The sequence below is a fragment of the Pseudoalteromonas sp. OF7H-1 genome (genome assembly GCF_022347825.1).
Taxonomy (GTDB): domain Bacteria; phylum Pseudomonadota; class Gammaproteobacteria; order Enterobacterales; family Alteromonadaceae; genus Pseudoalteromonas; species Pseudoalteromonas maricaloris.
In genome coordinates, this window is sequence record NZ_JAKRFX010000006.1 from 22,630 (window position 1) to 43,175 (window position 20,546).

The 20,546-nt window shown below is 42.7% G+C and carries 13 protein-coding genes; all 13 read left to right on the top strand.

Annotation, left to right across the window (positions count from 1 at the left end; genetic code table 11):
- The first annotated feature begins 5 nt into the window (after positions 1-5).
- The 13 genes from MHN30_RS09130 to MHN30_RS09190 all read left to right on the top strand — a co-directional run bounded on the left by MHN30_RS09130 (position 6) and on the right by MHN30_RS09190 (position 20,544).
- Positions 6-1,157 (top strand): hypothetical protein, encoded by a 1,152-nt coding sequence (locus tag MHN30_RS09130; RefSeq protein ID WP_130164040.1) that lies wholly within the window; start codon positions 6-8, stop codon positions 1,155-1,157.
- A complete protein-coding gene (locus tag MHN30_RS09135; protein ID WP_239359310.1) occupies positions 1,144-2,184 on the top strand; it encodes a DUF2169 domain-containing protein in 1,041 nt (346 codons plus the stop codon). The genes MHN30_RS09130 and MHN30_RS09135 overlap by 14 nt, the downstream gene beginning before the upstream one ends.
- Positions 2,174-3,076, top strand: a complete 903-nt coding sequence (locus MHN30_RS09140; protein ID WP_130164041.1) for a hypothetical protein — start codon at positions 2,174-2,176, stop codon at positions 3,074-3,076. The genes MHN30_RS09135 and MHN30_RS09140 overlap by 11 nt, the downstream gene beginning before the upstream one ends.
- Positions 3,073-4,095 carry a DUF4150 domain-containing protein gene (locus tag MHN30_RS09145; RefSeq protein ID WP_130164042.1) on the top strand — a complete coding sequence of 341 codons (1,023 nt, stop codon included), beginning with the start codon at positions 3,073-3,075 and terminating at the stop codon, positions 4,093-4,095. Before MHN30_RS09140 ends, MHN30_RS09145 begins: the two co-directional genes overlap by 4 nt.
- Positions 4,092-7,901: a toxin VasX gene (locus MHN30_RS09150; RefSeq protein ID WP_130164043.1), complete on the top strand. Its 3,810-nt coding sequence runs from the start codon at positions 4,092-4,094 to the stop codon at positions 7,899-7,901. The genes MHN30_RS09145 and MHN30_RS09150 overlap by 4 nt, the downstream gene beginning before the upstream one ends.
- A gap of 13 nt (positions 7,902-7,914) precedes the next feature.
- Entirely contained in the window at positions 7,915-8,877 is a 963-nt protein-coding gene (locus MHN30_RS09155) for a hypothetical protein (RefSeq protein WP_130164044.1), read from the top strand.
- A 50-nt stretch (positions 8,878-8,927) separates the two neighbouring features.
- Positions 8,928-9,884: a hypothetical protein gene (locus MHN30_RS09160; RefSeq protein ID WP_130164045.1), complete on the top strand. Its 957-nt coding sequence runs from the start codon at positions 8,928-8,930 to the stop codon at positions 9,882-9,884.
- 51 nt (positions 9,885-9,935) lie between these two features.
- On the top strand, positions 9,936-10,898 hold the full coding sequence (locus tag MHN30_RS09165; RefSeq protein ID WP_130164046.1) for a hypothetical protein: 963 nt from the start codon (positions 9,936-9,938) through the stop codon (positions 10,896-10,898).
- A 50-nt stretch (positions 10,899-10,948) separates the two neighbouring features.
- Complete coding sequence (locus tag MHN30_RS09170; protein WP_343224338.1) at positions 10,949-11,902, top strand: hypothetical protein; 954 nt, start codon at positions 10,949-10,951, stop codon at positions 11,900-11,902.
- Between the two features lie 217 nt (positions 11,903-12,119).
- Complete coding sequence (locus tag MHN30_RS09175) at positions 12,120-14,627, top strand: DUF5666 domain-containing protein (protein WP_130164047.1); 2,508 nt, start codon at positions 12,120-12,122, stop codon at positions 14,625-14,627.
- A 319-nt stretch (positions 14,628-14,946) separates the two neighbouring features.
- The gene (locus MHN30_RS09180; protein ID WP_130164048.1) at positions 14,947-16,986 is read left to right on the top strand and encodes a bifunctional 2',3'-cyclic-nucleotide 2'-phosphodiesterase/3'-nucleotidase; all 2,040 of its coding nucleotides are present in this window, start codon (positions 14,947-14,949) and stop codon (positions 16,984-16,986) included.
- 70 nt (positions 16,987-17,056) lie between these two features.
- Positions 17,057-19,225: a DUF6359 domain-containing protein gene (locus MHN30_RS09185; protein WP_130164049.1), complete on the top strand. Its 2,169-nt coding sequence runs from the start codon at positions 17,057-17,059 to the stop codon at positions 19,223-19,225.
- 278 nt (positions 19,226-19,503) lie between these two features.
- Positions 19,504-20,544 (top strand): efflux RND transporter periplasmic adaptor subunit, encoded by a 1,041-nt coding sequence (locus MHN30_RS09190; protein WP_130164050.1) that lies wholly within the window; start codon positions 19,504-19,506, stop codon positions 20,542-20,544.
- The last annotated feature ends 2 nt before the right edge of the window (positions 20,545-20,546 follow it).

The window sequence follows — 20,546 nt, forward strand, 5'->3', positions numbered from 1 at the left end:
TGACTATGTTTTTAGCTGCAACCAAATTGGCCGTTCACCGTCAACAACTCAAGTCGCTTTGGCATCATTATCAAAAGTTTAATGCACGCCAAGTAGTTGAAACTGGGCGTTTGCATGCCCTTGAAAAACAACTATTAAATCATGTGTATACCTTAGCTGCGACGGACGAAGAACACTGGATAAACCACTCACAACTTGATTGTATCGCACACGGGTCGATTGACGATGTATTTACGTTAACCCAAGAGATTGACTCACCTCAGCTGTTATTACTCATTAACCATCTCTTTGGGACAAGAGCACTTGAAAATCAAGCTAGTGAAATCATCACGGCGATTAACAGCGAACCTGCGCTTGCTGAGCTGCTCATTCATAACTTGTCAGCATGGCGCATTGATTTAGGTGATGCACTCAGGCAGCGAATTTTATCAACAGATGAAAATTGGCCTACGAGCCTTATCTATTTAGCATTTAGTACGGCTAACTTGTCGCGCCACCAACTCATGGCCGCACTTGACCATAGCAACCCTGAAATTGCCTACACGGCATTGGTAAATATGTGGTTGTGTAATACAGAGCAACTTTCAGAGCACCTAGTAAAGCGGTTTGCGATGACAGATGATGCCGCGCTAAAAGCAAAATTATTGCAGCTGGCAGGTTTACTCGATGAGCCAAAATGGGATGAACCATGCTTACTTTATTGTCAGCATAATCCAAGCTACATTGCAGAAGTGTTTCCGTACTTTTCTCATATCCGCTCGTTACAAAATCTAGTTAAGTTACTCGAAGTCCCCAGTACCGCTCGTCCAGCTTACGAGGCGTGGAAACAAATCACCGATCTCGACTTGCCTGAAGAATTCGCAATAAGTGATGCGCAAACTGGCATTAAATCTCAAAAATCGCAAAAACTACCCAGTTTTAAGCAAGCAGAATACGAGCGCCAAGCCTTAATAACAGCAAATACCCAACATCAACTCGCGGGGCGTAAAGTCTCTGAGCCAGCGGCTTGGTTACAACAGGGGTTGGCTGGCCTTGCTATTCAGCGCAAGCTTTCCAAGATTTCCTCGCACGCACTTGGTGCTGCGCTTTTTTACATGCCGATGGCTTATCTTCAGTGGCAATCAGTGAAACAGGAGTTGAACCATGCTAGTGAATGAATCCGAGTGGCAAAGTAGCACGGTTGAGGCTTGGGATGAGGACAAAGATCCTATCGTAGTCATCGCTGTGAAGCAGAACTTTGAATACGACGTAAAGGGTAATGTGTATCCCGATCCAACTGGAGCGCCTGTTGTACTTGCTGATGACTTTGACGGTGAAGGGCTTGAAGCCAGCTTAACCGCCGTTAGCGAAGTTCAGCCTTATAAAACCGGTTTTGAAGTATATGGTGAATTGACCTGCTTTCCACCAACCGACAAACAAGCGCGAGTGATTGAAGTAGGACTCAAACTCGGCTGTAACGATAAGGTCTTTGTTGATAAATTACTTCGAGTTACTGGTGAGCGTGTGTGGAAGCGGTCTCTATTTGGACCCGTGGCGAGCGATCCACAAGTATTATCGTCCTGTGTATTAAATTATCAACTTGCCTATGGCGGCACGAGTCTGTCGGATGAAGAACAAGTTTCGACCCAAAACCCTCTTGGTCGTGGTTATAAGCTCAAGAATAAAGAAGCGAAAGGCCAGCCATTGCCGCAAGTGGAGTATGCTAATCAGGTATTAAAAAAACCGAGTCACGACACTGCGGTTGCAAGCTTTGCAGCGATCCCACCATTTTGGTCGCCAAGGGGTGACAAACTCCCAGAGGTTGACGAAGCCAAAGCCCTCGCGGGTAAGTTTCCATTTAAAGAAGTAGTCCCCGCTGCGCATTATCAAGTCGCGCCGCAAGACCAACAAACTCCAAACCCGTTTAGTGATGGCTGGTGGATTGAAATGATGGGCTTGACACCAGATTTACCTTATGGACAAAGCCTAAAGCTAACGTTGCCCAGAATCGTACCTCGCTGTCGTTTGGTTAATGGCCCAGACGCCACGCCTATTGATATGCAGTGTGATACGCTGGTAATTGACTCGCAAACACAGCAGTTTTCATTAATATGGCGAGGAAGGGTAAAAAAGAGCCAAACAGGCAGTAACAGTGTGTTCTTAGTAGAAGAGGCGCAAGCGCAAGGAGTGGCACATGCAGTTTGAATTAATCGCGCTAGAAACCCCCGCCGGTAACCACCCCAGTGCTATATATACCGCCGTCGCAAATAACATGCGCTTTTGCACACCAAGCAAAGCCATTGTTAGATATGATATAAGCCTCGATGCCCCATACTTGCGCGCGCAAATTGAAGAAATCTCGGTCACACGACGTAAAGACCGCTGTTTAGCCATTCTTGAATCTTTGTTAAGTCAGACAAAGCAACGGCTTGATGGCAGTGCCAACACGTGGGATGGCACCATTAATCTAATTACTGCCTACGCAAAAGCAGAAGAGCCATTTATAGAACTGTCCGATGTTAGGGCGCTTTGTGACCATCTTGATCTGAACGTTGACGATATTCAGTTGTATCAAGTGCTTGATACTGATTCGCTCTCGCCAAATAGTCTCTATGTATTTGTAGATAGTTGCGTTGGTTATGATGAAGCGTCAAAACCAAACTGGGTAGGCAAGCTACAAGTTGTTGACGGCCCTGAAGGTGTTGTATTAAGTGAAGGCGGTTGCGTACTGCTTGGTACAAACGCGAGTAAAGATGGATGCCAAATTAAAGCATATCAGGGCGGCTTAGGTGAGCTATTAAAAGAGCTGCACGCAGAGATAAGCGAGCCTTATATTTCGACCCGCTTACTCAGTGAGCAGTGGCAAAGAGAATGGCTCAATGCCAGCCGCGCCTTGTACCAAGAACACGACGCGTTAATTGAACTCAACAACACGGCAAATACCATTGGGTATATTGGCGCTGGCCATAATGCAATGGGACTTGCGGTTGCTAGTAGTTATTTACATAACCCGTTAAATCGCCATATTGACAGAGTGTGGCTGATCACAGAGCAAGAAAAACCACAATTAATCTCAGTAACAAGGAGTGTGTTATGAGCTTTATCGCAGCAGTAAAGGGAAAAGAGCCAGATTCGATTCAGTACGATCAAGATGCCATGTCTGCAATGCTGAGAGTAGGCGGGAGTGTGTCGTGGCGACATAACAATCCTGCATTGTTAAAGCTTACTATCGCAGCGAAAAATAATGGCGCCATTGGCTGTGTAAATGGGATTGCCGTATTTCCTGATAAAGCAAGCGGTGAAAACGCATTTATAGATGAGATTGCGCGGGCTAAATATGGCGATATGATGCTGGGTGAAATGATAACCAAGTTTGCCAGTGACTATATTGTCCCACCGCCAAACTGGAACGATGGAAAAAACGAGCCAATTCTACCTCATCAAGAGCCAGAGACTGGCATGGATATGCACATGCCCATTGACAACGCTCGGGCATTTTTAGATTTGGTTGAGCGCAAAATAGGATGGCAAGCTGGCACTGAGGAACAAATTGAAAAAGATGTAGATAGCGAAGCACAACAAGTCGGTATCGTAAGCGGCCAAAACGTATTAATTAATGGTCGCACCGCAGTCCATAAAGACAGTGGTGGCATGCTAAATACCATAGATGTTTGCTGGACTAAAATTGGTAAGGTTGTTGTGCCAATTCCTTATAGCAATCTCGCCAAATCAGGTGATGCAGCGAGCACGGCAAGCTCAGTAAAAATTAATGGTAACCCTGCAGCCAATATAAAAAGTAACTTTTCAAAAAGCACAGGTGACCAACCCGGTAAAAAGAAAGGCATTGCCAGTGGCACAATCAAAGGCAAAGCAGAGTTTATTACCAGCTCTTTTGATGTGTATATCGAAGGAAAACCCGCCGTGCGCCAAGGAGATCTTATGATCTCTAACAGTAAAAACACGCCACCTTCTCCCTTGAATCAACCGGGCGGTGCGGCCCCTAGCTCACTGTCAGTGGCAAAAAGAGATGCAACCCCCGATAAATCAGGAAGTAAAAAGTTAAAAGTAAGCGTATCAGGTAAAGAGTATTACAAGGATGGAGTGAAACTAGGATGAGTGATTTTACAGTACCAGACTTAACGAATCTTGAAACCGCTCACAGAGAGCTAGTTTTTGAAGGGCTAGCAAACGACCAAGAGAAAGTGTCTTTGATGGTTGCTGATACTAACCCAGATCTTGGCACCTCGGGATACTACAAAATACCACTTGGTACTTCTTCGGCGAATGACACTGCACAAGATGCAGAAGTGGAGTTGGTCCATATTTATCCATTGAGAATGGGGATAGAGGGAGAAGATCAGCTAAGAGAAGGATTTATCTATATTTACGTTGACGGACACTTATGGCGAGAGCTGGAAGTACTTCCAAGGGAAAATGGTGAAGGTGTCGCGTTTAAAGATGTCAATTTAGCCTTTCAAAAGGGTCATAGAGTTATTCGTGTTGCTGAATATTCGTATAAAAAAGATAACTATGGTAAAGAGTGTAGTGTAGACAATACAGAATTAGCACTTGAGATGGTTGATAAAGGTGAGCGAAAAGCCACCACAGAAGAATTAAGTACCATCATCGTCCCAAACAAGTTGTATGGTCAACAGTGTAGTGTAGAAATTGCTTATTCAGAAACTCAATGGAGCTGGAAGCAAATTGAAGCATTTGGCGGTATGGCTGAAACGGATCCGCGTTTAAATTATGGACCAAGTGTAAAGCCCGGTCTTAACGGAGACCAAGCGACCAACAGACGTGCCAACAGAATGCAAAAACTCGATAAACTGGCAAGTTTTAAGCAGGGTTACGATAATTCGACATTACCCGAACACCTAGTTTTACCTGTTCCAGATATGTCAGGTGTGCATGTACCGGTACTAGCCGACAGTTTAGGGTTAGCCCGTGACACCAGCGCCAGAGTTGCGATATACCGCAAGGAGTTGTTAAGCCTTCCCGTAGAATCAATACAACAAGATCCTGAATTTAAATCAGAGTCAAACACAGAACGTTTTGAACCTAGTCCAAACCAATTGGCAAAGCATTCGTTAGCAACTGCAATTCAGAGCACTTTCTTTCACTATCCAAATGGAATCAAAAAGAAGAAAGCACTCGGAGTGGAAGTTGATGAAGACGCCGAAGATCTTGCACAGCAGTATCGGCAGTATATAGAAGATAGCTTCAGCACCACTGAATTTAGAGAATATCTACACACTGACCGCGCCTTTGAACTTGGTCTATTAATTAACCAATCAAAAGCGAAGCTCTTTGAGATTATTAGCGACGAGCAGAAAAACAATTCTTTTTATTACTCTATTGAAGACTATGCCTACTACGATGATATACGCCGGTGCTTACTATACGCAGTATGCTCCGATGTACTCGGCCCAATAAAGGACTTAACCATTACCCTGATCAGTCATTTTGCGGTGTCAGACGATGATTTCAAAAAGTTAGATGAATTGGATGCGAATGACTTAGGGCAAGAATGTTGGCTAAAAGCGATGGGGACGCATCCGACTGAAAGGCTAAGATTAATTGAGCTGCTCTATCCTAAAAAGATAAAGGATGAGATGACTGCGTATGAGTGCCGTCTTAAAGGTTCAAACGACGAATTTGACACGCGCTTTGATCTTACGCTTATGCAAGATAACTTGCAGTCCTTACATGACAAAGACGCATCATATACAGATGCGGTAATACAAGTACTCCGAAGAGCATCACAAGCGATGTGGGGATTATTGGTGATTGGTCTCGAGGTCCCAACCGGATTAAATGCAGCGCAAGGGCAGGATATCAAATCGGTATACGGAGACCGTAAAGCCAAAGCAGAAAGGCTAGCGCTTGATACAAATGCACTAAAAGATGAAAAGGTGGCACTAGAGCGCTCTATTGAAGCTAAACAAGCGGAAATTAATGCTTACATTAAAGCGCGTAACCAAATTTTAAATGCAGCTGTTGCAGGAGGGATGAATCCTGACTCAGTAGTGGCACAGCTAGACTTACAAATAAAACGCCAAGAACAAGCATTACGTGATTTGAAAAAAACTGCTTCCAATGTGCAATATCAACTAACGAATGCAAAGAGAGAGCTTAGTGCATTGTCAAGCTCTATAGAGTATGCAAAATCAGCTAGATTTGAAAACAGTGTCAGAGGGGATCTCTTTGGTCGATTTAAGCAATTGGTAGATGTTTCGACAAATGGTTTGATAAAAGAGATTAACCTATCAATTGCAGACTATTTAGATGGCAATTTACCTGATGGATTTTTACCTCTGGACTTTCAGTCAAAAGCTGAACGAGCATCTAAGCGCCTGAATGAGCTGGAGAAAGCCGCAGAGGCATTTACTGGTAGCCATCGGAAGAATCCTGTAGCACACCCTTATGTCAGAACTGAGTTAGGTGGAGGACAGATTGTTCAGCAACAGTTAGATCATATTTTGTCTCTAGACGGTACCTTGGGTGAAATTGAAAAAACACTGGAGCGACAAAAAATAAAAGCCGAATTTGCACAAAAACGCTTACAGCAAAAAGTATTGGTGTTGGATGCGAGTCGGATTGAAAAACTTGATTTCCAAGTTGAAGAAATGAAAAGTGAGTTTTCGGAACTTGACAGTAAGATTGATGGAAAAAACTGGGAACTGGATAGTATTAAAAAAGAAGTGGATGCTTTGGAGAGACTATCAAAATTTAAAGTTCCCCCAAAAGTGTTTGAAACTATGCTACATGGCACTCTAGGGACTGTTGCAGTACTTGAAGTGTATAACTGTTTTAGCACGCTAGCTAAGGTTGAGGCTAGTGGGTTGTCAAAAGCATCAGCAGTGTTAGATCTTGCCGACATAATTTTTAATATTGGCTTAAATATTGTGGAAAAAAAACATGGTCTGCCAACGGCAGTTCAAATTAACTCAATTACCACTCAAAAGGCTGCTGGGGTGGGTGCGAAAATAGTTTCTCGTGCTTGGTTAGTTGTTGCGGGTACCTTTCTTACCTTAATTGCAAGCTCAGTAAGTGCATATGTCGCTTTTACTGATGCACTATCAGAAAAAGAAAGCGGTGATAAAGAACTATATTTTGGCAATATCACGTTAATGATGGGTTTTATTTCACTTGCAGCGTCTTCTTCTATAATTCTAGCCTCCTTTTTAACTCTCGGCATGGCTGCGAGTACAATTGCAACTCTTGGAGCGATCGCGAGTGTATTAGGGTTATTGGGTCTACTAATAATTTTAATCGGTGCTGGTTTACTGCTTATTTTTCATGAATCTGAAATTGAGGCTTGGCTAAATGCCTGTCCTTGGAGTAAAAAGCGCCAACAAAAATATAAAGACGATAGCAATAAGTCTTCTGCTGTAAGGGCATCAACATGGCAACAAAAAATGGAAAATGCATTAACCGATTTTTATAGTATGTTGTACTCTCCCTCGATAAATATTCAAAGATTTTTAAGTGTATTTAAAGTGCAGGTAAGCGCGCCACTAACCAATGAATTAGAAGGGTTTTCTGCTCGTTTCTATTGGTCAAAGGAAGGTGATGATAAAATACAGGAGATAAATCATCATCAGTTGGCCAAGCTTAGCAGTGGTTGGAAGCTATACCCTAATCGAACCGGTTATTACTTTGAGTTCACAGAAGGAAGACTCTGTGAACTATTAAACCTAGAAGTTGGTAGCTCTATTGAGTTAATCATAGAAGTAGAAAGTTATCCCAATGGCAAAGGTAAAAAAGTGATCGAGTGCGCTACTGAGTTGTACTCCTTGCCAACGGTGGTGACCAAAAAAGACGATGGTTATTTGATCACTAAAGGGGTTAGATACATTAAAGAACTATCCAGATTAAATCAAAAGTTCAGATTTCCTGAAAGGCCGCCAATAAGATAGAAGGAACCGAAGAATGAAAAAGATTGAAGATATGACTCAGGAAGAGTTAGATAGCTATTTGGCAAATAAAGCGAAGGAAAGAGAGCGATATTACCGAGAGGAAGCAACTGAAGAAGAAAAAGAAAGGAAAGCACAAAGAGATGCATACTTGGCTAGAGAGACAAGTTATCGTCGTAGTGGTATTTTTTATGAAGAACAAACAAAAGACCATCTCCATAACCTAAGCTATAAGGAACGACTTGCCAAGGCGGAAGAATTAAACGGTTGTAAGTTTAAAGACGCAAAACCCTGTAAAGACGCATTTGCGCCGAGAGACGATTTTGATGGCCCTAAACGCCTCTTTGGTGCTTGGAATTGTGACGGTGAAAAAGTTGCGGTAGTTCGTCACCCAAGCCTAATACTTTTTAGAATGGTAATCACCATATTGTCCGCAATTGCGGGATTTATGTTGATTGTACTGACACTGGTTGATGTATTTCTAATAGACTATTTATACTTGTGTTTGGCTGGTCTTTTCATCACGCCTTTCTTGTTGTTTAAATTTTCTGACGCTTTACGGTTTCTTGATAACATTGAGTTTAATCGTCATACCGGGTTAGTGAGAACACCTTACACCCTGTTTAGAAAACCATTTTATATTCCAATAGAAGACCTTGAATATGTGGTGGGCGTTGAGGTGAAAAGCGCAAGAGGAGGCGGCTCGTTCCAAACGGGTTATCTAAGTTGCAGAAAGTATCCAGAAAAGTTTTGGTTTGGTCACGCGATTGGACTTGGAGATGGTGGGAACCTAAACGATTGGGCTCAGATAAATCGGTTTATGGACACTACCCAACCGATAGATAGGTACTACTACGAAATCATGGAGTATCACTATAAGCTCGATAAGAACGCTCACTTTAACGGCCCATTTCCAGAGGTAATGAAAAAGTACTTTGATGCCGATGACTGCCAAGTAAACCGCTGGAAAGTGTGGTAGAGGGTTAGTATTACAAGTGCTTTATAGTAGTCAGCTAAAAGGAGTTGTTGATGAAAAAGATTGAAGATATGACTCAAGCAGAGTTAGATAAATATCTAAAGGAAAGAGCTAAGGAAAGAGAACGGTATTATCGAGAAGAAGCCACAGAAGAAGAGAAAAAAGTAAGAGAAGAAATACGTGAATACGTTGATAGAGAGAGCAAATACCTTATTAGTGGTATTTATTTTGAGGAACTACCAAAAGATCATCTTCATAACTTAAGCTATAAGGAACGCTTAGCCAAGGCTGAAGAACTAAATGGTTGTAAGTTTAAAGACGCAAAATCCTGTAAAGACAGATTTGCGCCGAGAGACGACTTTAGTGGTGTAAGTTACCCTAGCCAATGCGATGGTCGGGTTGTTTCGGTACCGCGCTCACCGGGATTATGGTCCCTTAGGCTACATGGGTTGGTATTAGGCCCTATCATTGGGATTTGTCTGCTAGGGGTAAGTATGACAGACGACAGTATGCCAGCTTGGCATTCATGGTTGGGGCTGTTTTTACTGACTGCATTCCCTTTAATAATGTACAAAATAGGGAATGCAATTCGTATTGTGGATGCAATCGAGTTTAACCGCCATACCGGATTGGTAAGAACGCCGTACACTTTATTCAGAAAGCCATTTTATATCCCCATAGAAGACCTAGAGTATGTTGTCGGTCCAGAAGTAAAAAATATGCGAGGTAGCGCATCGATGCAAACGGGTTACTTAAGTTGTAGAAAATACCCAGAACATTATTGGTTTGGAAATCGTATTGGTATTGCGGGAGGTGGCGATGCTCACGATTGGTCACAAATGAATAGGTTTATGGATATTACTCAGCCAATTGACGAGTACTATCACAGAGCTATGGAGTATACGTTTAAAAAGAATAGGAATGCTCATGGCAATGGCCCATTTCCCGAGGTGATGAAAAAGTACTTTGATGCAGATGACTGCCAAGTAAATCGCATGGAAGTGTGGTAGGGCATTAATCATTACAAGTGCTTTATGGTAGTCAACTAAAAGGAGTTGTTGATGAAAAAGATTGATGAGATGACTGAAGAAGAGCTAGATAGCTATTTGGCAAATAAAGCGAAGGAAAGAGAGCGGTATTATCGAGAAGAAGCAACTGAAGAAGAAAAAGAAGACTTTGCAAAAATTGAGGCATACTTGGCTAGAGAGGCAAGTTATAGTCGAAGTGGTGTTTTTTATGAAGAACAAACGAAAGATTATCTCCATAACCTAAGCTATAAGGAACGACTCGCCAAGGCTGAAGAATTAAACGGTTGTAAGTTTAAAGATGCAAAACCCTGCAAAGACGCGTTTGCGCCGAGAGACGATTTTGATGGCCCTACACGCCTTTTTGGCGCTTGGAATTGTGACGGTGAAAAAGTTGCGGTAGTTCGTCACCCAAGCCTAATACTTTTTAGAATGGTAATCACCATATTGTCCGCAATTGCTGGATTTATGTTGATTGTACTGACACTGGTTGATGCATTTCCGGTAGACTATTTATACTTGAGTTTGGCTGGTCTTTTCGTCACACCTTTCTTGTTGTTTAAATTTTCTGACGCTTTACGGTTTATTGATAACATAGAGTTTAATCGTCACACCGGGTTGGTGAGAACACCTTACACCCTGTTTAGAAAACCATTTTATATCCCAATAGAAGATCTTGAATATGTGGTGGGTGTTGAGGTGAAAAGCGCAAGAGGTGGCGGCTCGTTCCAAACGGGTTATCTAAGTTGCAGAAAATATCCTGAAAAATTTTGGTTTGGTCACGCGATCGGACTCGGAGATGGTGGAAACCTAAACGATTGGGCTCAGATAAATCGGTTTATGGATACTACCCAACCGATAGAAGAATATTACTACGAAATTATGGAGTATCACTATAAGCTCGATAAGAACGCCCACTTTAACGGCCCATTTCCAGAGGTAATGAAAAAGTACTTTGATGCTGATGATTGCCAAATAAACCGTTGGAAGGTGTGGTAGGGCGTTAATCATTACAAGTGCTTTAAGTAGTTAATCAAAAGGAGTTAATGGTGAAAGAGATAAAGGACATGACTCACGAGGAGATACATAATTATTTAGCAAAGAGGGCTAAAGAAAGACAAGTGCTCTACCAAAAAGGAGCTACTGAAGAAGAGAAGCGGGAAGCAGAACTAGAAGCATACAGTGATAGACGAGTAGGTTACTGCCTAAGTGAAGCTTATTATGAAGACCTACCCAAAGATCATCTCCATAACTTAAGCTATGAGGAACGCTTAGCCAAGGCTGAAGAACTAAACGGTTGTAAGTTTAAAGACGCAAAACCCTGTAAAGATGCTTTTGCTCCGAGAGATGCCTTTAGCGGCTCGAGTTACCCTAGCCAATGCGATGGTCGGGTTGTTTCCGTACCGCGCTCACCGGGATTATGGTCCCTTAGGCTACATGGGTTGGTATTAGGCCCTATTATTGGTATTTGTCTGCTAGGGGTAAGTATGACAGACGACAGTATGCCAGCTTGGCATTCATGGTTGGGGCTGTTTTTACTGACTGCATTCCCTTTAATAATGTACAAAATAGGGAATGCAATTCGTATTGTGGATGCAATCGAATTTAACCGCCATACCGGATTGGTAAGAACACCGTACACCTTATTCAGAAAGCCATTTTATATCCCAATAGAAGACTTAGAGTATGTAGTCGGTCCAGAAGTAAAAAATATGCGAGGTAGCGCATCGATGCAAACGGGTTACTTAAGTTGTAGAAAATACCCCGAGCACTATTGGTTTGGAAATCGTATTGGCATCGCGGGGGGCGGCGATGCTCACGATTGGTCACAAATGAATAGGTTTATGGATATTACTCAACCAATCAACCGATATTACTATAAAGCTATGGAGTATACGTTTAAGAAGAATAGAAATGCTCACGGCAATGGTCCATTTCCCGAGGTGATGAAGAAGTACTTTGATGCTGATGACTGCCAAGTAAACCGCTGGAAAGTGTGGTGATACGAATTCTAAAAACTTTTATCTGTAGATACGCGGGTCTCAGCATGATAGCTATTTCAACAAGCAATCCAATTTAATATCAGTCTCCAATTAGGTGGATACCAAGGTACCAGTAATAAAGCGGGTATTCATTTTTGGCCGTCTAGAGTGCATGTTAAGTTTTTGTGGCAAAGCAGCTGCATGTACTAAATGAGCCAAAAATTTAGGAGATTATGTAATGGATAGAAAATGGTTATTACCATCATTATTGGCATCAAGTAGCCTTCTGGTCGCATGTGGGGGCGGTAGTGATGACGATCCACAACCTGGCGATAACACCGGAGCCAAAGGTTCAATAAAAGTCATTGTACAGGGCTTACCCGCAGGTTCCGAGGCAGACCTAACGCTAACAGGTCCTTCAAGCTATAGCGAAGATATTTCTACCACCACTACACTCAATGCGCTTGCTACGGGTGAATATAAGCTAACCGCTACGTCTCGTTCTGTAAATCAGGCACTGTATCAACCAAATGAAGAATCAATCACCGTTGATTTAAGCAGCAATGAAGAAGAAACAATCACCATCACCTACCGGACATCAGTCAATGCAGAGGGAACAGTAACGGGATTTGGCAGTGTGTATGTGAACGGTGTGCGCTATGAAACGACACCGGAACAACAAGCAAACCTTAAAGTCGGTATGCAGGTTGACTTACAAGGTAAACAAGGAGCAGATGGTGGCTTTGCGGTTGCAGACTCTATTACCTACGACGCAACCGCTAAAGGTGTAGTGACTGCAGTAGACTATGCAAATCAAACAATTACCGTTTTAGGTCAAGAATTTGGTGTCGATAAGCGCACAAAGCTCACTATCGCATTTACTGAGTTAAATACGGGAGACTTTGTTGAGATCAGTGCGCTGCATCAAGGGCAGGGTCAATACATCGCTACCCGTATTGATGTTGAAGAACAAAATGGCGAGTTTGAGGTTGAAGGCAAGGTTTCTGAACTAAACCTTGATGCCAAGACATTTAAATTAGGCGCGCTTATTGTTGACTACAGTCAAGCAACAGCGGTTGAAGGCACAATAGAAAATGATGCAATAGTAGAAGTAGAAGCATCAAACTTACCTGTAGAAGGCGTTTTACTTGCGGATAGCGTCGAGGTTGAAAGCGCCAATTCAGCGCCTTCGGGAGCGGTGGCTAAATTCGAAGGAATAGTAACGCAAGTCAGTGACGATGCTTTTGCAATTGGCGGCCATACTTTTACATTGAGCGATGAGACTGACTTTAAGAAAGGTGACGATGACGACTTACAAGTCGGTATGCGTGTATTTGTACTTGCAGTTGCAACTGAAGAAGGTTTAATCGCCAAAAAAGTACGCTTTGATAAGCACTCTGAAATCGAATTAACCGGTGTCATTGACGCAATTGATCTTGAAGCACAAACACTTACGGTATTTGGTAGCAGTTATTTTGTAGATAACTATACCCAATTTGAAGATGAGTCAGATGCTGAGGACAAAGAGTTAAAACTCGAGAAGCTTAATATTGGCGATGTCGTTGAAATTGAAGCTTTTGGCTTTGAAGGTGCTTATGTCGTGAGAGACTTAGAGCGCATCTCTGCGAGTGATTTTAATGATCAGCAAGAGCATGAAGTTGAAGGAAAAGTTACTGCTGTGAATGCAGCTGAGCAGACAATCACTGTTGGTAAACTGGTCTTTGCTATCAATGGAGCAACCGAACTTGAGCTTGAGAGTGATGTTGATCTAACGGTATTTTTTGAACAAGTGGCGGCAGGTGATATCGCGGAAGTTGACTATGTGATCCAAGGTGATGCACTTATCGCCACGAAAGTTGAGGTTGACGACAAAGACGACGACTTTGATGACCTAACTTTTGAATTAACAGGTAAAGTTTCGGACTTTAACCCTGTCGATGCAACTTTTAGCCTCAATGGTAAAACCGTGTTTTTTGATGAAAACACCGAGTTTAAAAACGGCATATTTGTTAATGACGACTTCGTTGAAGTCAAAGCGATTCAGCGTGCCGACGGCTCAGTTTTTGCGCTTAAAATTGAAATCGAATCTGAAGACGGCATTGAGCTTGAAGTTGAAGGTGACGTCACCAACTTCGTCTCAGCGTCTGAGTTTATGGTGAATGGCATTTCAATTACCACGGATAACAATACTGAGTTTAAAGATGGAAGCAGTGAAAACTTAGCTAATGGCGTCTCTGTTGAAGTCGAAGGGGTGTTAACCCAAGATAACGTACTATTGGCTAAGAAAGTCGAATTTGATGATGACGATGCCGAAGAAGTAGAGATTGCGGGGGTTATCGAAGACTTAGTTAAGGACTCTCCGTTTGATTATCAGTTCAATCTCGGCGCGCAGCGTGTTCAAGTTACCGCAAACACAGAGTTTAAGCATGGTAATTTTGAAAAACTAGATAATGGTTTAGAAGTGGAAGTCGAAGGATACACCACAGATGGCGTGAAAGTGGTTGCTAAAGAGCTAAAGTTTCAAGCAATAAAGTACGTAGAAGTTGAGGGGTTAATCACGCAAGTTGATTCAGCAACCATGTTTTATGTACTTGACCAGCAAATTAAAGTGTCTGAGCAAACTCAGTTTGAAGATGGTAGTCAGTCTGATATTGCAACGGGTAAAAACGTTGAAGTGGAGGGCTATTTAGTAACCGAGGATGGTGAAACTTATATTCAAGCAGAAAAAGTAGAGCTCGAAGACTAAGTATTACTAAATGTTAAGTAAGCAATTAAAGCCTCCAATATGGAGGATTTTTTGTATATTTATCACTTAAAAGTTAATTCACTTCTCCTGACTTAGTACCGTCATATTTCTAGCACTTAACTGCCATAAAAGCTTAGCTTTCTTGACTTTTTTCCCTCGTATAGTGACACCCGCCACGCAAAACGCAACGGTTTATTCTGACTCGCTGTGCTTCTTGGTTCAGCTTCTATGAAGTGGAATAAGAAGAGACGTGAATTGGTATTACTGAAATAACTAAAAGCATGCGCACGGGTATGCAAACAAAGTAAAGAAAGGACTTATGAAAACAAAACTACTTCCAATCGCACTACTGTGCGGTGCCACAAGCATTATGACTGGTTGCTCAGATTCAGATAACAATGTTGATATAAACGTGCCGAAAGGACCTGATATTCCAAAAGAGGGCACTGCGGTGTCTTTGCGTTTACTAGAAACCACAGATTTGCATGCAAATGTATTGAACTACAACTACTTTTCAGATAAGCAAGATGACAAAGTGGGTCTAGTGAAAACTGCGGCGTTAATCCATCAAGCGAGAAGCCAAGTAAAAAACTCCATGCTGGTAGATAATGGCGATCTGATCCAAGGTAGTCCGCTTGGCGACTATATGGCGAAAATCAAAAACCTCAAAGAGGGAGAAGTTCATCCTGTTTATAAGGCCATGAACACACTAGAGTACGATGTCGCGAATATTGGTAATCATGAGTTTAACTTTGGCTTAGCGTTTTTAGACGAAGCAATCGACGATGCGAATTTTCCCTATATTAGTGCAAACGTATTTAAGGTTGATGGTGACGAAGATGAAACAAATGATGTGCCGTTATTTAAGCCTTACCTAATTCAAGAAAAACAATTCTTTGACGAGAATGACAAGCTTCAGGTGATTAAAGTCGGCTTTATCGGGTTTGTTCCACCGCAAATCATGCAATGGGATAAGGCCAATCTTGAAGGCAAAGTGATCGCCAAAGACATCGTAAAAATGGCAAAACACTACGTACCTAAGATGAAAGCTGAAGGCGCGGATATTGTCGTTGCTATTCCGCACTCAGGCCTAGACGTGTCAGCCGATAAGCCAATGGCTGAAAATGCATCTTATGCTTTGTCCAAGGTGGATGATATAGACGCCATTATGTTTGGTCACGCGCATGCAAACTTCCCAGGTTCGGGCTATGCAGACTTAGCGGCACATGGTGTTGATAATGATAAAGGCACAATCAATGGCGTTGCGGCTGTAATGCCTGGTTTTTGGGGCAATCATCTTGGTGTAATTGACCTAGATATCCAATTTAAATCAGGTAAATGGGTGGTGGTTGACTCACAGTCGACGCTGAAAGCTATCTATGAAACGGATGAAAATCGTAACACCATATCTTTGGTAGAAAGCGATGCGGCAATTGAAGCAGCGGTACATCGTGAGCATGCTGAAACTCGCGCATGGGTGAATGAGCCTTTTGCTAAAATTACCAACACAGTGAACAGCTATTTTGCGTTAGTGAATGACGATCCCTCAATCCAAATCGTGACTGACGCACAAGCATGGTATACAGCAAAAATCGTGCAAGGTACTGAGCTTGATGGATTACCTATTCTGTCTGCGGGTGCGCCTTTTAGAGCAGGGCGTGGCGGGCCAGATGACTTTACCGCAATACCTGCAGGTGATATCGCCTATCGTAACGTTGCGGATATGTACATTTACCCGAACGTACTTAAGGTGTTGAAGCTCAAGGGCAGCGAAGTGCGCGAATGGCTTGAAATGTCTGCAGGACAGTTCAATCAAATCACACCAAATACTGAAGGCGTTCAAGCGCTGATCAATCCAGACTTTCCTTCATATAACTATGATGTACTAGATGGTGTGACGTATCAAATTGATGTCACTGAGCCTGCACGCTACGCGGCCAACGGTGAAAAGGTATCAAACGGTAACCGCATTAAGGCATTGAAGTATCAAGGTGAGGTGGTGAAGGACGACCAAGTATTCTTGGTTGCAACGAATAACTATCGTGCATCTGGTGGCGGTAATTTCCCAAATATTAAGGGAGATAAAATCGTTGTCGACTCGCCAAATGAGAACCGTCAGGTCGTTGCTGACTATATTACTTTTGTTAGCGACCAAAATGGTGCTGCAGGACTTGATCCGTCCGCCGATATGAACTGGTCATTTGCACCTGTAGTTGGCGCCAATATTGAATTCTTTAGCTCAACCAGTGCGGATGCTGAAACTTACAGTCAGCAATTTAATCATATTCTACCTACCGGCAAAACCGACGAAAGAGGTTTTGCACTTTATCAGCTGGATTTAACACAACCGCTGAACTAATACACTACGCCGCCATATTTTGGCGGCTTTTTTATTGCTTCTTTTTATAATTTTCAACGGGATTTGACGAATGAAACAAGTAAACTTCAAGCTTTGCAGCGTAGTTTTGGCTGCAGCTATATCCACCTCTGTATTTGCAGCGCAGCCGTATGACTGGAATAACCACATTCCAGTCAAAACACCAAGTACAAACAACAATGGTAAGACAGTATTATTTGATGTGTCACACGGTGGCGTAGAGGGAAATGCCGACTGGGTTATTGATGGTGCGTTTTCAGACTTTGCGGATGCATTAGTTAATGAAGGATATACCGTAAAAGAATATCGTGGTGTTGATTTAAACAATGACGGCAAGATTAGATTCTTTGACGACCGCACCTCTCAAAGCAATCAAAATGAAGCGGTTATCAGCTACGATGCGATTAAAGATGCAGATGTTTTTGTATTGGCAGAAACTAACCGTCCTTTCACTCAATCAGAGCAAGCGGCGTTATTGCAGTTTGTTGCGGATGGAAAAGGGATATTTTTTATTGCAGATCATTATGACGCGGATCGTAATCTAAATACGTGGGATGCCACTGAAGTCTTTAACGGCTACAACCGCTCAGATCTGGCCAAGTATAATCTAGGAGGTGAGTACGGTGACTGGCGTAATCCAAAATCAGCAGACATGGGATGGCTTGCAGAAAACTTTGGGATCCGCTTTCGCTTTAATGCCGCGGATTACAAACAAGGCGTAAGTGGTATTGAGTCTGCGAGCAAAACAGAAGGGATCACACTTGGAGTTACTCCTGTATTGATGGCCGCAGGCGCGACACTTGCGATTGTAGATGAACAAAAAGCGAAAGGCTTGGTTTATTTTTCACCTTCAGATACACCGGCTAAATGGCGTCATGCTAAAGATGATGGACTTTACTTTGGTGGTAGAAATGAAGGCCCGTATGTTGCTATCTCAAAAGCAGGGTTAGGCAAAGCCGCATTTATTGGTGATTCTTCTCCAATTGAAGACGCTACGCCTAAGTACAAGCGTCAGGATAATGGCAATAGTAAAAAGACGTACCCCGGCTGGACAGACAGTGGTAATGCGGCTGTACTTTCGGTCAACATCATCAATTGGCTAGCAACGCCTGAGTCGTATCAGTACTTTGATGGTACTAACGGTCATGCAAGCGGTGAAGTAACACCAGTGCCAATGGCGCCGCAAGAAATGTCTGATCCAAACAATGGTCAACCATGGGGGACGCCTGCATCGGGTTTTGATGCATGGAATACAGATAGCTATAAAAATAACTCTTTCAATGCGCCTTATGGTTCAGGGCAAACCAACCCAGATCCTAATCCCGATCCAGAGCCAACTCCTGATGGCGCGATTTCTGTAGCACAGGCACTTGCTGCTTCAGCTGGGTCTAAATTTACTGTGTTAGGTAAAGTGACAGCCGAAGTAAACGGTATCTATGGCCTATTACTCACAGATACTGCCAACGCATCGTTAAGTATCAACGTAAAGCTTGAATCTGCTCAGCGCAGTGACTTTAACCCGCAACTCAATCCTGAGATCCTTGGTCAATCAGTCATAGTGACTGGTACTCGAGACAGTTATATGGGTGAGGCTGGTATTCGTTATGTAAGCGATATTCAGATTGCACCAGTGGCATTGTCGGTTGAGCAGGCGCTTGCAACCGCCGAGGGCAATGAAATTGAGCTTATAGGGCGTGTTAAATCTGCCCTTAATGATATCTATGCTCTAGTACTTGAGGACAGCCAAAATCCAACTCATACGATAAATGTTAAACTTGAAAGTCACCAGCGTGCTGCATTTAGTCCGCAGCTTAATCCATCCATTCTTGATTCTACTTTAGTTATCAAAGGTGTTCGCTCATTGTATATGAGTGCACCGGGGATACGAGAAGTAAGTGAGATACAAACCGTTGGTACAACGACAGAGCCATCTAGTGATATGAGTGTTGCTGACGTATTAGCGCTAAATAATGGCTCAGCAGTGGTAGTCAGTGGCAAAATCACAGCTGCTGTAAACGATATCTATGCGCTTGAATTAAGCGACCCAACAGTTGCTGGCAACAAGCTATATATTAAGTTGGAATCAGCTCAGCGCGATGCATTTAGTCCCAAGCTTAACCCGAGCTTGATTGGTAAATCACTGAGAGTTGAAGGGATTAAAAATGACTATATGAGTCATCCCGGTGTTCGTAATGTTACTTCACTTGTATTGTTAAATTAAATCAGTGTAATTGACCCTCCTTAAAGTAGGCATAGCGACGTTTATGTCTACTTTATTCTAAGCGTTATTCCTGTATATTCTTTGTTCATTCATTATTTCACAAACTACACTTTTGAGGTCATTTACCTAGTTTGGATGGTAATGATTTTTATTTGTGTTAGTGTGTCGGCGTTATAGTGACATAAACTCGCCAGCTGCAATGCTTAGTCGAGATCAGTAGGTGCTATTGCATAGTGTTTACTGAAAGGAATAGTGTTTTTAACTTTGGAACAAACTACATGAAATGCGTTTGCTTAATACTCTCTCTTTTATCCTTTAACCTTTATGCTGCAGCGGTCAATGTTGTGGTCACTGATGTAAAGCAACAACAGCTTGAACGAACATTGTCTTTAACGGGCTCAATTAGTGCAGCACAATACGCACAAGTGTCAAGTTTAACCGATGGTGTAATAACTAAGATTTCAGCTGAAGCCGGTGATATTGTTGAAGCAAATACTGTACTGCTGAGTCTCGATGCCGCTTTAGTAAAAGCTGAGCTGAAAAGTGTAGAAGCTGCACTTGAGCGCGCCAAGGTCGATCGCAACAATGCGATAAGGTTGGTAAAAGAAGCACAGTCTCTGTCGCAGCAAAAATTATTTGCGCAAACTGAGCTTGCTGACAGAGAGGCTAAGTTACAAGCATCAGAAGCCACGCTTTTAGAAGCACAAGCTAAGATAGCTTATCAGCGAGAGCTCGTTAACCGCCATCAATTAAAAGCGCCTTTTACGGGGGTGATAGCAAAGCGCACGGTTAATTTAGGTGAGTGGGTGACGCGTGGACAAACGGTGTTTGAATTAGTGAGTAGCGATATTCTGTGGCTCGATTTGCGAGTGCCACAAGAATACTTTCAGCTTATTAACCTTGGCCGCGTCGTTAATTTTAGTGTTGCAAGCGCGCCAAGCGTGCAGCATCAAGCTCATGTATTGGCAAAACTTCCTGTCGTTGACAAAACCAGTCGCTCGTTTCTATTAAGATTGGCAATCCCAACAGATGCGCAGTTGCGTGTCGGCGCATCGGCTACTGCAAAACTGCCGCTAATCCGAACACAAGACCACAGCGTGATTATTCCTAGCGATGCGATTTTGCGCCATCCCGACGGTGGGTTCAGTGTCTTTGTGGCCGTTGACGGTCAAGCAAAGCGGTTAAACGTTCAAATTGGTGAGCGAATTAATGGTCATATTGAAGTTTTATCAGGCTTAGAGATAGGGCAACAAGTGGTGGTTGAAGGCAATGAGTTATTGCAAGAAGGCCAGGCATTAAACATTGTACCGGGTTTATAGGA

Coding starts and splice junctions, on each gene's coding strand:
- MHN30_RS09130 (WP_130164040.1), top strand. CDS start 6: ATGTTTTTAGCTGCAACCAAATTGGCCGTTCACCGTCAACAACTCAAG.
- MHN30_RS09135 (WP_239359310.1), top strand. CDS start 1,144: ATGCTAGTGAATGAATCCGAGTGGCAAAGTAGCACGGTTGAGGCTTGG.
- MHN30_RS09140 (WP_130164041.1), top strand. CDS start 2,174: ATGCAGTTTGAATTAATCGCGCTAGAAACCCCCGCCGGTAACCACCCC.
- MHN30_RS09145 (WP_130164042.1), top strand. CDS start 3,073: ATGAGCTTTATCGCAGCAGTAAAGGGAAAAGAGCCAGATTCGATTCAG.
- MHN30_RS09150 (WP_130164043.1), top strand. CDS start 4,092: ATGAGTGATTTTACAGTACCAGACTTAACGAATCTTGAAACCGCTCAC.
- MHN30_RS09155 (WP_130164044.1), top strand. CDS start 7,915: ATGAAAAAGATTGAAGATATGACTCAGGAAGAGTTAGATAGCTATTTG.
- MHN30_RS09160 (WP_130164045.1), top strand. CDS start 8,928: ATGAAAAAGATTGAAGATATGACTCAAGCAGAGTTAGATAAATATCTA.
- MHN30_RS09165 (WP_130164046.1), top strand. CDS start 9,936: ATGAAAAAGATTGATGAGATGACTGAAGAAGAGCTAGATAGCTATTTG.
- MHN30_RS09175 (WP_130164047.1), top strand. CDS start 12,120: ATGGATAGAAAATGGTTATTACCATCATTATTGGCATCAAGTAGCCTT.
- MHN30_RS09180 (WP_130164048.1), top strand. CDS start 14,947: ATGAAAACAAAACTACTTCCAATCGCACTACTGTGCGGTGCCACAAGC.
- MHN30_RS09185 (WP_130164049.1), top strand. CDS start 17,057: ATGAAACAAGTAAACTTCAAGCTTTGCAGCGTAGTTTTGGCTGCAGCT.
- MHN30_RS09190 (WP_130164050.1), top strand. CDS start 19,504: ATGAAATGCGTTTGCTTAATACTCTCTCTTTTATCCTTTAACCTTTAT.